General features: G+C 43.9%; 12 protein-coding genes. 2 read left to right on the plus strand and 10 right to left on the minus strand.

Annotated features, from left to right (window positions below; genetic code table 11):
* Positions 1 to 176: 176 nt before the first annotated feature.
* Entirely contained in the window at positions 177 to 887 is a 711-nt protein-coding gene (locus tag ABIE26_RS07285; RefSeq protein WP_310138439.1) for a murein L,D-transpeptidase catalytic domain family protein, read from the plus strand.
* A gap of 4 nt (positions 888 to 891) precedes the next feature.
* On the opposite strand, the gene ABIE26_RS07290 is transcribed toward ABIE26_RS07285, so the two are convergent.
* The 7 genes from ABIE26_RS07290 to ABIE26_RS07320 form a co-directional block, all read right to left on the minus strand.
* Positions 892 to 1,788 (minus strand): NAD(P)/FAD-dependent oxidoreductase, encoded by an 897-nt coding sequence (locus tag ABIE26_RS07290; protein ID WP_310138438.1) that lies wholly within the window; start codon positions 1,786 to 1,788, stop codon positions 892 to 894.
* 101 nt (positions 1,789 to 1,889) lie between these two features.
* A complete protein-coding gene (locus ABIE26_RS07295) occupies positions 1,890 to 2,129 on the minus strand; it encodes a hypothetical protein (protein ID WP_310138437.1) in 240 nt (79 codons plus the stop codon).
* Between the two features lie 88 nt (positions 2,130 to 2,217).
* Positions 2,218 to 3,030, minus strand: a complete 813-nt coding sequence (locus ABIE26_RS07300) for a DUF4249 domain-containing protein (RefSeq protein WP_310138436.1) — start codon at positions 3,028 to 3,030, stop codon at positions 2,218 to 2,220.
* Between the two features lie 5 nt (positions 3,031 to 3,035).
* A complete protein-coding gene (locus tag ABIE26_RS07305; protein ID WP_310138435.1) occupies positions 3,036 to 5,360 on the minus strand; it encodes a TonB-dependent receptor in 2,325 nt (774 codons plus the stop codon).
* Between the two features lie 172 nt (positions 5,361 to 5,532).
* Complete coding sequence (locus ABIE26_RS07310) at positions 5,533 to 6,264, minus strand: hypothetical protein (RefSeq protein WP_310138434.1); 732 nt, start codon at positions 6,262 to 6,264, stop codon at positions 5,533 to 5,535.
* Positions 6,265 to 6,386: 122 nt separating this feature from the next.
* Positions 6,387 to 6,896 (minus strand): DinB family protein, encoded by a 510-nt coding sequence (locus tag ABIE26_RS07315; RefSeq protein WP_310138432.1) that lies wholly within the window; start codon positions 6,894 to 6,896, stop codon positions 6,387 to 6,389.
* Positions 6,897 to 6,966: 70 nt separating this feature from the next.
* Positions 6,967 to 7,524 carry an NADPH-dependent FMN reductase gene (locus ABIE26_RS07320; protein ID WP_310138431.1) on the minus strand — a complete coding sequence of 186 codons (558 nt, stop codon included), beginning with the start codon at positions 7,522 to 7,524 and terminating at the stop codon, positions 6,967 to 6,969.
* Between the two features lie 115 nt (positions 7,525 to 7,639).
* Between ABIE26_RS07320 and ABIE26_RS07325 the strand changes: the two genes are divergently transcribed.
* Positions 7,640 to 7,831: a cold-shock protein gene (locus ABIE26_RS07325; RefSeq protein WP_084240152.1), complete on the plus strand. Its 192-nt coding sequence runs from the start codon at positions 7,640 to 7,642 to the stop codon at positions 7,829 to 7,831.
* A 258-nt stretch (positions 7,832 to 8,089) separates the two neighbouring features.
* Here ABIE26_RS07325 and ABIE26_RS07330 read toward each other — a convergent pair whose 3' ends face one another.
* From ABIE26_RS07330 to ABIE26_RS07340, 3 genes are read right to left on the minus strand one after another with little or no spacing between them, the layout of a single operon-like run.
* Positions 8,090 to 10,126 carry a BACON domain-containing protein gene (locus tag ABIE26_RS07330; RefSeq protein ID WP_310138429.1) on the minus strand — a complete coding sequence of 679 codons (2,037 nt, stop codon included), beginning with the start codon at positions 10,124 to 10,126 and terminating at the stop codon, positions 8,090 to 8,092.
* Positions 10,127 to 10,135: 9 nt separating this feature from the next.
* A complete protein-coding gene (locus tag ABIE26_RS07335; RefSeq protein WP_310138428.1) occupies positions 10,136 to 10,966 on the minus strand; it encodes an endonuclease/exonuclease/phosphatase family protein in 831 nt (276 codons plus the stop codon).
* Between the two features lie 16 nt (positions 10,967 to 10,982).
* The gene (locus ABIE26_RS07340) at positions 10,983 to 12,488 is read right to left on the minus strand and encodes a RagB/SusD family nutrient uptake outer membrane protein (RefSeq protein WP_310138427.1); all 1,506 of its coding nucleotides are present in this window, start codon (positions 12,486 to 12,488) and stop codon (positions 10,983 to 10,985) included.
* Positions 12,489 to 12,503 lie beyond the last annotated feature (15 nt).

Below are 12,503 nucleotides of genomic sequence, written 5' to 3' on the forward strand. Positions count from 1 at the left end.
ACCGTTGTAACCGCGTTAAGTCACATTAGTGTAACAGCTTAAAAATGAGTATTATTACAGAATATATCTCTATATTTGTAAAAGTTTAAACAAATAAACATAAACAAAACAGAAAAGAGAACAGGACAACAACTATGAGGGGAAGTTTTTTTGGAGGGGCGGGATCAGTTATCCTAATGCTTGCATTTATTACCATCGGATGGAAACCGATCGACAGAAAGGTTGTAAAAGACCATATCGTTACAGACAGCAATACCATTCATTACACCAGGGCCAGGACGCTTTATGAAACAGCAGAACTTGCTGCAAGCGGTTTATCATTTGCTGTTTTAGAAAAAGCCCTTACCGGATATTATAATCTAAAGAATACCGGCAGGCTCTCTGACAGTAAATCCATTTTAAGTATCGCTGATTTTGATCAGAACAGTACGAGTAAACGACTATGGATTGTTGATCTGGAGCAAAAAAAGTTAGTTTTAAATACATGGGTGGCCCACGGGGAGCGTAGCGGGGCGGACAAAGCCACTTTCTTTTCCAATACCAGCGAATCCCTGAAAAGCAGCATCGGTTTTTTTATAACTGGGGAAAGTTATTATGGTAAACATGGACTTTCTTTGAGACTGGATGGGATGGATGAAGGTTTTAATTCCAATGCCAGAAAAAGGTCCATTGTTCTTCACGGAGCAGATTATGTCAGTCAGGCAACCATAAATGCACTCGGACGTTTGGGACGCAGTCAGGGTTGCCCGGCAGTACCTCAGGAGCTGGCCGGTATGGTAGTCCGCACACTTGAAGAAGGAACGGTGCTATTCATCAATGTAAGCGAACAGAATTATACTTCAAGGTACCTGGTTCAGGATGCTGATACCGTACTGGCCAGTAAATAAACCGTTACCATGCCTTTTCGGCTACAAGTTCGTGGTTAATTGCTGCGCCGGCTTTGCTGCCTGCTGCTACCGCGGCAGCAACAGACCTGAAAGGTGTTACATTATCCCCTGCTGCAAATATACCAGTAACGTTTGTCTTCTGCAGATCGTTCACCTGCAGGAAGCCCATATCCGTAAAGTTGCATCCCAGTGTTTCTGGTATGCTGCAATGCTGCTCAAACGGCAGCCTGGCGTACAAGGCATTCAGGGTAAAAGTACCGTCTTTAAATACCAGACTGCTGATGTTGCCCTTGTTGTGCAAGATTTGTTCTATCTCCCTTTCGTCTATCTTAACCCCCATTTTACCAAGCCGTTGTTGGTTTTCCTGGCTGATTAACGCTGTTCCGTTCGTAAAAACAGTGAGTTTATCGGTCAGGTTTCTGATCATTCCGGCAAAGTCCACCACCATATCGTTGTTCATAAAAATACCTGTTTGCTGCGTTTTATACTCGTAACCATGACAATACGGGCAATGGATCACCGATATGCCCCAGCAATCTGAAAAGCCGGGAATAGCTGGTATCGTATCTTTTATTCCTGTAGCAAAGATCAATTTCCCGGCATAAAACTGTTCGCCTGCAGCAGTTGAGACCTCAAAATTTCCGTCTGTCCCTTTTACCCCGATGGCCCTGCCTTCCTGGAAAACCACAGTTGGATATTTCGATACCTGGTCCTTGCCCAATGCAGCAATAGCGGCTGGAGTACTTCCGTCCTGTGTTAAAAAATTATGCGAATGGGGTGTTTGTTGGTTACAGGGTTTACCTTCGTCTATTACAAGTACTTTCCTGATGGCCCTGCCCAATGACATAGCGGCGGACAAACCGGCATAGCTTCCACCAATAATGATCACATCGTATTTCATATTTTTAGGTATTAATGAATTTTCAGTAAATTATTTAATACACCAAAAGTATAAAGATGCAACTACATTGCATTAATTTGGATTGCTGTTTTTTTGTCAATTTATACTGATGCCTCAGCCTGATCTTCGTTAATTAAATATAAATTGGTATCCCTTTCAAATTTAAAGACCTGTTTTTGGGTCAACCGGTAAATAATCACGGCATATATCTCCGGACTTTCTTCTATTTCAAGTACTTCGCCAAGGTTCAGTAATTTATCGCCCGGCTTAAGTGCTGAAATGGGTTTTATCTGAATAAGCTCCGGGTTAAATTTTAAATGTGGCATAGAGTCGTCAATCATATTATTGTTATTGAATCTTTTATTAAAAGAGCACAAATATATCAAATAGAAATTGTGAAACGCGATTGACGACTCATTTTTATGTAACTTACTTCACTACCATTTGTTTTTTATTGACCGTATGGGCGCTAAAATAGCCAAGTGCACCATTATTGATATTGGAAGGTGGATTTCCCGGTATTGTACCTCCGCCGGGGCCGTTCTGGCTTTGCTGACTAAGGGTAAACCAATAATTAAAGATGTTTTTATCGATACACTGCATCTCAATATCCACTTTGTCGCCGCTCTTCAGTTCATCATCATCGTCATTGTTTCCATTGAAAAATAAAACTGTAGGAACTGGATTACCATTGGTAAAGCGGTCGTTTTCGGCATACACCTGTTTGGATTGTACACCATTTACTTTCATGACAAATCTATACTGGTTTGCTACGCCTGCAGGGTCTGTATAGTGCACCTGTGCCTGCTTGATGTCCTCACCGCCAAAATTAAAGATCTTGACATCCAGAGAATCGATGTTTACAGAATCCGGCATGGTAGAAGCAGCCTTGTATACCGTATTATTTACACTTACGGTAAGTGTATAGGTACGGCCCGGCTCTCCCTTTAAAGGGCCAAAGGTATAATTTCCGGGACTGCTTTCTGTAAATGTCCAGGAATGCCCCTGGTTATCGGTTACGTTTACTGTTGCACCGCTAACTGCCGGAAAAGTATTGTTGTCGGTATAGGGCACCGATTGACTTAATTTAACCAATTGCTGACCGTTCTGATTGGTGATGCTTCCCTCTATAACCATTTGGGTTGCAGAAGTATTTAATTTCACGTCGATTACTTTTTCGCATGAGCTGAGGCTGAATGCCAGGGCAATAAGGAGGCTAAGCAGTTTGATGTGTTTTAGCATGTCTCTTAAAATTTAAAGTTATAGGTGATGGAAGGGATGATTCCAAATAGACTGGTTTGTACGGCTTCTGTGCGTGTCGGGTCATTTTCTTTGTCCCGGAATTGAATAGCATACGGGTTTTTACGGTTCAGGGCGTTATAGACACTGAATGTCCAGCTGGACTGGAAGCGCTTTGTTTCTTTAGCCTTCAGGGTAGCACCGATATCCAGACGGGAAGTATGCGGCATGCGGTTGGCATTCCTTTCGGTATAATAATAGGTGTTCAGACCACCGATATTGTATTTCCCTGCCGGATAAGTAACTGCGTTCCCTGTACTGTAGATATAATTGGCAGATACCGACCATCTCCGGCCCAGGTTATACATGCCAACCAGGGCCAGGTCGTGTGTACGGTCCTGCCGCGCATTAAAATATTTTCCATTATTGATCTGGTCGAACTGACGCTCTGTTTTGGATAATGTATAACTTACCCATCCGGTAAATTTCCCTTTTGTTTTTTTACCGTAGAGTTCCAGTCCATAGGCCCTACCCTTTCCATACAACAATTCCGACTCTACGTCTGCATTTGCGGTAAGCTCCGCGCCATCTTTATAATCGATCTGGTTCTGCATCCATTTGTAATAGATTTCTGCAGAGAACTCAAATCCGTTGTCCTCCGTATTCCTGAAATAGCCCAGGGCTGCCTGGTCTGCAATTTCAGGTTTAATGTTGTTGCTGCTCATCACATACTGATCGGTTGGTGAAGCGGTACCTGAATTGCTCAGGATGTGTATGTTCTGCGTATTGCGGTTGTACGATGCTTTGATTGAATTTTTATCATTCAGGCTATAACTTGCAGAGAAGCGTGGTTCAAGGTTAAAATAGTTTTTTACAAATTCGCCCTTTTTATAGCTGGCCGATGAGGTGACCTCGCCAGCGCTGTTATAGGTAGGCATTGTTCCTGGACCAAGTAACGAAAACTGGCTCAACCGCAGTCCGTACAATAAATTTAAACGGTCGGTAACCGTCCATTCGTCGGACACATAAGCAGAAAACTCCAGGCCATAACGGTTTTCTATAGAGAGCGGATTAAAGCTGGAATTGGCCGACACCCTGATGTCCGAAGGGGCTATCCTGTGGTGGGTGGCATGCAAGCCAAATCTTAAGATGTGATTGTTGGCATAGTATTGCAGGTCTTCTTTAAAATTGTAATCCCTGATCAGTGAATTTACTTTCGCATTGCTGTTCTCATCCAGCAGTTCAATGGCATAGCTGTATTTGTTATAAATAAAGGAGGTGTTGGAAAATAACCTGCTGTTAAACACATGGTTAAAGCGTACGGTTGCAGTGGTATTGCCCCAATCGTTGGCAAACAGGTCTTTTATGCCAATGTTGTCCTGTCCAAAATAGCCGGAAAGGAACAGGGTATTCTTATCGTCAAATTTATAGTTTACTTTGGCGTTGATGTCGTAGAAATTCAGGGTATTGTTTTTAAGTGCCGAATCTCCTGATGCTTTCAATAACAAGTCGATATAAGTACGCCTGGCACTTACCATAAATGAACTTTTATTTTTAACGATGGGACCTTCGGCCTTTATTCTTGATGCAATGAGGCCCAGCCCGCCTTCTACCTTAAACTCCTTATCGTTACCGTCCTGCATCTTCACGTCCAGTACGGAAGACAAACGTCCGCCATATTGTGCAGGCATCCCTCCCTTGTATAAACTAACGTCCTTTATGGCATCGGCATTAAAGGTAGAAAAGAAACCGAGCAGGTGTGAAGAATTGTAAACCGTAGCTTCATCGAGCAGGATCAGGTTTTGATCTGAAGCACCTCCCCGTACAAAAAAACCTGTATTTCCTTCACCGCCGGCTTTAACGCCTGGCAATAGCTGTACGGTTTTTAACACATCTTTTTCGCCAAGCAATACCGGCACATTGTCGAGCGTTTTCATGTCTATTTTGGAAAGGCCCATCTGCGGACTTTTTACATTTTCGTTCTTCTTGTCGCCTGCGCTGATCACCACTTCCTGCAAATCGGCAGCGGCGGTGAGTTCTATGTTTACTTTAAGGACTTTATCTAATGTAATTTTTTGGGTAAAACTGCGGTAGCCGCTATAGCTCACCAGCAGGTCGTAAGTACCTTCAGGGGCAGTGAGCGAATAGAACCCGTAGGCATTGGTTGCAATACCAGCTTTATGGGCGGCAGATTGCAGTTTTACAGTTGCCCCGATCAATGTTTCTCCGGATGAAGCATCACGGACGGTACCGCTTATCGTAAAGCGTTGCTGTGCCAGCAAAGCAACCGGTGCGGCGACAACGAATAATAGAAAAATAAAAATTCTTTTCATGTATATATGAGGTGTTTTAAACGGCCCAAAATTAGCTGTTCAAATCGAGTGTACCATAAAAAACCTTACGAAGTGTTTAAATAGCATTTGAATTGTCGAAAAACGCCTTTCAAGTGTAATTAAACAAGGAACCCGTACCTTTTTTAGTGGTGGTACGGGTTGAGTTTTAAGTTTAACGGTTATAGGCTTCTATCGCATTTTCCAGGTGCCTGTTTGCTTTTGCAGACACTGCGTATCCGCCCAATGCAAAACCTGCCCCTATTCCTATCAGGGCGAAGCCTGCTGTATAGCCCCTTTCTGTAGCCGCCATACTGCTTTTTTCGGTACCCACTAAAAACGAGACGAGTCCGGCCACAATAGATGCCCCAGCTGCTACATACATTAATTTGCCGGTGTTCATGCTTCTTCTGTAGCCGGCCAGCAGGTCCATACTTTCAGGATGATCGGCCATATCCTGCTTCAGATTATGGTAATTTACTTTTTGCAGATCGCCAAAACCTTTATTGTAATACATCCTGACATCAACGGGCTGCCTTCTGCTGTAATGCGGGTGATGCGGGTGATGATAATCGTTGTACAGACCGGGTTCGTAACTGGTTTGCTGATAAAGATTGATCCGGCCTTCGATAACGCGTTCAGAAAAGGCTGTTAGCCCGGCAAAGCTCAATCGCCTGGTATTGGCAAAAAAGCCATCCTTATTGCTGAAAAATTTTACCTGCTGAGGTGGGATACGCCTGGAATCGGCTCTGAGCTGCCACGAGCCGAAGGCGTCGGGCCGTAGGGTGATGTTTCTGGCATGAATGACAGAATCTGAATAGAGGTAAATAAAATTTTTGGATTCGCCGGATTGTGCCCGGGCGCTCAGGCCATAGCAAGCCATGGCGATGATGATTAGTTTTTTCATATCGGTTTCTATTTGTGTGTGTCCAATATTACACAAATAGCATCCCAAAAATTGCTTTGTAAGCAACAAGATACAATAATAAAAAAGGGAGCATCGCCCCCCTTTTTTACAGACGTCAGGATTTAGTCCCTGTTATAAAAAGCTGGTGGCTCGATGCCCAAACTGCGCAGATATACTGTTCCCTGGGCGCGGTGATGGATTTCGTTGTCAATGAAATAAAGAATAAGGTCGAAGATGATGCCTTCATACATACCGAAAGCTTTTTCGCTTTGCTGAAACCGCTCTGCCGGAATTGACGGCAAATAGCTGGCGATGATCTCCGTGCTTTCATCAAACAAATCCAGCAAAGCAGCCTTTGACGCGATTCCTTTCGTTGAATGCTCATCGAAGCCAGTACTATTGCTCCAGTCTGAAGTGGCAATTCCCTGAACTCCCGGGCCGGATACATCGATCAGTTCTTTGACCATGGTAGCAAATGGGCGCATTCCTCCAATGCTGTGATCAAACAGTTTATCATCAGGAAAAGCTTCAATTACACGTCTTGTAAGCCTCCTGTGGCCAAGCCAGTGATTTAATAAATCCTGTGCAGAGATAAACAATGTGTTTTCGGTGGTGATTTCTGGTGTTGTCATAATCTGTTTCTTTTTGTTTTATGAAACAAAGAAAACAGGGGCTACTGACAACCCTATGGCAGTGTGTTTTTTATTCCATTCTTTTTTTTGCCTCCATGCACCAAAGCAGTTCATTGATAAATATGGTTGCCCTTTTATGGGTTCCGGCTTCATCTGCAGGCACACCGTTTTCGTCAAATGCTTCCTGCACTTTGGGCACCGGAAACATGGCAGGGACTGTCCAGGCGCCAATTTTCCATAAAGAGAACTGTAATGAGGTTATGACCTGAGTACCTCCAAAAGGTCCGGCTGAATTGGTAGCGATGGCTACGGGTTTCTTTCTCCATTCATCGTAAAGCAGGTCGACCACATTCTTTAAACTGCTGGGGTAACCACCATTGTATTCGGGCGTTACAATGATCACGCCATCTGCATTTTTCACTTTTGATGCAAATTCCAGCATCAGCATAGTAGGGTTTTCAAAAAAACGGAGCCTTTCCTCGAATATAGGGAAATCATAGTTTTTCAGATCCAGGATCTCTACGGAGGCCACTGCATTTGATGTTATAAAATTTTGAAAAAATAATGCGGTTCTGTGGCTGTTTCTGCCCTTTCTTACGCTGGAAGATATGATGACAATGTGTGGCATAAAAAAATCTGATTAGTTATTTAAAGATAAACCTAATAAATGTGCTAATAATTTGCTAGATTTATTTTATGGTTAATACCTTAATTCATCCATAATCAAAACTTAATTAAAAACAATGCCACAAGGAACAGTAAAATTTTTCAATGATTCAAAAGGATTTGGCTTTATCGTACCCGATAACGGAGAGCCGGAAATCTTTGTACACGTAAGCGGACTTATAGACCAGATCAAAGAGAAGGACCAGGTAACTTATGAAGTAGAAAACGGTAAAAAAGGCCTTAACGCAACTAAGGTTAAATTACTGTAAATTAAAGAGTCGGTACCGACTTGAGCCAAAGCATCTCTTACAGGGATGCTTTTGTATTTTATAGCAATGCCTGTAATGACGGGTACAATTGTAAACGAAATATAATGTTTAATGCGTCAGAAAAAAGGGGTAAAAAAGAAAGCGGGAATAAAAACCACGAATGGCTATCCCCGCTTAAATTAACGCTCTCGACGTAAAGGTACAACAAAATATTTTTGTTCCAAATAAATTAGAAAAAATATTTTGTAAAGGCCCTCCTTACTTATTGTACTTTATAGATATATGCCCCAAACGGGTTATGCCGGCAGCCGCAAGCGTTCCGCCTGTAGGGCTTGTTGCCGTGCCTACCAGTTTATTTTTAACCCGGATCCGGATGTATAAATTTGTGAGGCCCAGGGCTGCCGTCGGGAACTGAAAGTTCAGGACTTTAAGTCCCGGCACCTGGGTGAGCAGGGTATTGGAAAAATTCACCACATCTTCAAAGGTAAACTCCCCTGCCTGGTTCCAGGTACCCGTTTCGGTACCGATAGCAGACCATTCCACAATAAAATTCCTAGCACCGCCAATATCGCTGTTGCCTTCAATCTGTAATGATATGGGCTTGGTAATACCAACAGTTGAAACCGTAATGTTCCAGGAACTTCCTCTCCCCCTGGCATCGCTCCACCAGTTTTTACTGATCCAGGCTCCGTTCGTAATTGCACCTTTTACCGTTGTTGGCTCCTGTATCAACCCGTTAAAATCTGTGGCGCCAGAAATGCCGTTTGCGCTAAAATCCAATGAACCCTTTTCGCTTTGTTTTAAGGTGCCGCTGCCAATATCGGGTGTCATCGGGTTCTTTGCTTCTGTAGCGCCTGTAATATTCTCGGATTTAAACCTGCTCCATTCCACCAAAACATTGGAAAAGCCATCTTCGCGGTTTTCTCTTAAAGCAATGTCCTCTCTTTTGAGGTGCCTGATGGCATATTTACCGATATCGTTGCCATATCTGGCCAGTTTTTCATGTACCAAAACGCCTGTAATGTCGCCCGATCCTTGTGGAACACGTTTGCCATCCCTGCGATAGGGAACATCAATATTGGTAAGCATATACATGCTGCTGCCATTAATGTCCCTGATGTTTGTCGGGTATACATCTGTTCTTAAATTGTAGCCTTCATTGATGTTAAAGAAGCTGCCGGAAGGCACACTGATCTCTACTTCTTTCAATTTCACATAAGTATAAAGATCATTGTCCGTCAGGTCTTTCATGTACACTTCCCGGGGCTGCAGCGGATTGCCGGCAACTTTTGAAATGATATTTACCGATTGCACCTGTTCTAAAACCGTTCTGGAAGGATTGATTTCTTTTCTTAACGTAGTCCCCTTCAGCCAGAGTTTAACCACCTCTCCATTTCCGTAGATGTTATCTCCGCCGGTTTTTGTCCGGATCATCAGACCCGACTTCCCGTCCATACTCTGTATGTAGGCGGTGATGGCATTTTCGGTCTTATCTACTTCATGTTTGTTGGTAGCTTTGTTTGCATTGAGTGCGATGTTCGGATTGCCTTTATCGCTGACCACAACACCCTCGATATAAATATCTTCCGTTACCTCACCGACAGCCAGCATGGCTTTTACGTAGGCAAAGTCTTTAAGTACTGCCTGATCGTAATTTCCTTTTGGGTTTTGGGTAACCAGAATGGAGTCTTTTACGGTAGTACCCAGCGCATCCTTATAGGATAGCCTGATGAGGGCTTCCCGGGCTTCAGCCTGATTATTCTGCCCCAGCGTAAAATTCAGGTCTTTACCGTTAATGGTTAAACCGGTGATCCAGTTGGTGCCGCCAGAAGTATACACTTCTTCATGCTTCATCACCTCAAATGGCACATTGGTGCTTATGGCAGTTTTCATCAGGCCTCCGGCCGCGATCCCATTGGCATTGGCGTCGGTAATATTGATGGCGGCAACAATCCCCCTTTGCTGCAGGCTGATGGTATCTGTTTTGTTGCCGGCGCTGATCAGAATGTTAACAGACCTGGGCAGATTTCCGGCATTGCTTTCCACTGTAGCCAAAAACTCCCCTTTTCCTGTTCCTCCTTCTTTATCCAGTTTAATCCAGGATGCATCGCCTTCTGTCTGCACTTTCCAGCTGTCATCAGCGTACACCAGCACGCGGGTACTTGCAGCACTATCTGCCAGGCGGATAATTTTATTGTTGATGGCCAGGTCGGTACTAAACCTGACCAGCTCGTCTTTTTTACAGCTGCTTATCCCGATAAGCAGCAATAACGCATAAAACAAAACTTTTTTCATGACTCAATTTTATCTTTTAAGCTCCATTATAACCGGCACATGATCTGAATGCGTAGCCGTAAAGTCGTCCCTGATGAACTGGGCTTTTGTTACATAGGGCATGAGGTCTTTACTTACGTAGATATAGTCTATCCTGTTGGCCCTGGGCTCATTTCCCTTCGCCTTTTCTTTTGCGGTGTCGTGCAGGCCAGATTCAAGTATCTTTTTCTGCACTTCAAAATCAAGATATTTGCCCTCTACCAGGTTTTCGTGAAAACTGTATTTTTTTGCCGATTCTTTTAAGCGTTCGGCATATTTTCCATCTGCATAATTGTCTTTGTCCAATGGCGACAATGAATTGAAGTCGCCCATAATTACCCATTTTTCCTGTTGCCGGGCAGCAGCAATTGTAGCCAGGATCACCTCAATTTCTTCTCTTCTTTTCCAGTATTTATGTGGCGAGAGGTGCAATACAATAATGTTCAGGTCTTTGATTTTGGCCAGGATAAAACCATGATGCATATTGTCTGTTACCTTTTCTACATTTACTATCGGGTATTTGGAGGTAAGAGCCACCGGATATCCCTGTTCACGGAGCAGTACCGCGTAAGGATGTCCATAACTGCGGGCAAGTTCCTCGAGCGATTTTTGCGTGAACTTATTGCATTCCTGCAGCGCAAGGATATCCGGGTTTTCGGACTTTAGCCATTTCACGAAATCCTGTTTTCCTTTAGTGGTATCTGTTTTCATACCTTCCAGGATGTTGTAGCTAATGATCCTTGTCTTATTTTGTGCCCGTACTGAGAAATGGCAGATTGCGAGCAGCAGGAACAGTGTGCTGTATTTAGTTAATGTTCTCATTCTATGTTTGATTTAATTACTGACCGGTATAAGCGGGGTTTGAGAGGTTTCCTGATGAACGCATCACTTCGCTGTCTGAGATCGGGTAATATTCATGATAGCGTCTGATATTGTTGTTGATCTCTGCGTATTCGGTGGCTGAAGTTGCTTTTACGGCATCATAAAAAATGCCCCAGCGTACCAGATCCCATTTGCGGGTATATTCTCCCATGAGCTCTCTTGCCCTTTCCTTTTTTACCTCTTCAAAAAATTCATCCTTGCCGGGGTAGCCAGTCATTTTAAAGTCGGCAGATGCCCTGCCTTTCACCTCATTGATGCTGTTTAAGGCCAGCTGCGTATCCCCTGTTTCGTTGGCACATTCTGCCATCAGCAATAAGGCATCTGCATACCGGAATACTTTCTGGTTGTTGCCATCCGCTGCATTATCCATTCCCGGGCACCAGAATTTGGCGCCCATCCATGGTTTTCCGGTACCGTTTGCACTTTGCGGCCTCGTAAACCATTTGTCTTCATAGGTATAGGCCAGTATGATGTTGCGGCGGGGATCGTCCAGTTCATATAAAGAAACGAAATAGGCCGAGGGTGTAATTGAAGCATAGGGATTGGCTTTGGCGCCAAGTTCGGGGATCGAAACACCATCGTATATGTCTGTCGACGCCTTTTTTGTTGGCGTGAAAAAGCAGGCAACATTGGTCGTTTTTTTAAGCCCGGAGGCCGACCAGGTAAACTGCACTTCGAATATGGACTCCGGGGTATTTTTATTTCTGAAATAGGTATCTGTAAGCGGATACTGGTTCAGCAGCCCGTATACCTTCTGAATTTCCTTCAGAGCGGTCAATGCCGCCGGGTAGTCTTTGTTCCACATTGCCATTTTTGCAATGAGCAGGTATGCCATCGGGCCAGATATCCTGTTGTCTGTCACATCGGATGTTCTTTTCGCAGGCAAACTGGTTGCATACTGCTGCAATTCTGCAATCAAGGTCTTTCTGATCTCTATGGCATTGGTCCTGCCCAGGGCGGTAACTTTTTCCAGGATCTCCAGGGTAGCGACATCTTCGGTATAAAAAGGAACATCACCAAATGTGCTGGTCAGGATATAATAATACATTGCCCTTAAGGTTACACCTTCTGCAAGAAGCGCTTTTTTCCGGTCTTCATTAACCGGCGACCTTTCAATTCCCGAGATTGTGGAATTACAGAACATTATCCCTTTGTAAGCCTGTGTCCATACGGCCTGCCCCATTCCGGGGTTGGCCGGTGAGATTTCGAATTTGGCATCCAGCTGTGCCGAATTCAGATAGGCCAGGTCTGTAGTGGCTTCATTGGCAATAATTAATCCCGAATTATAGATGCTGGTGAAAGGAATGTAACATCCGTTCAGGGCTGCTATGCATTGGTTTTCATTGTTAAAGAACTGCCCGGGTGATACAAAGCTGCCGGGCTCTTCCAGAAGTGCATCCTTACAGGAGCCTAAAAAGGCCAGGAGCGCGAGTAGGATTAAGGTATATTTTTTCATCATCATGTTATACTTTAAATG

The organism is Pedobacter africanus (genome assembly GCF_040548825.1).
Taxonomy (GTDB): domain Bacteria; phylum Bacteroidota; class Bacteroidia; order Sphingobacteriales; family Sphingobacteriaceae; genus Pedobacter; species Pedobacter africanus_A.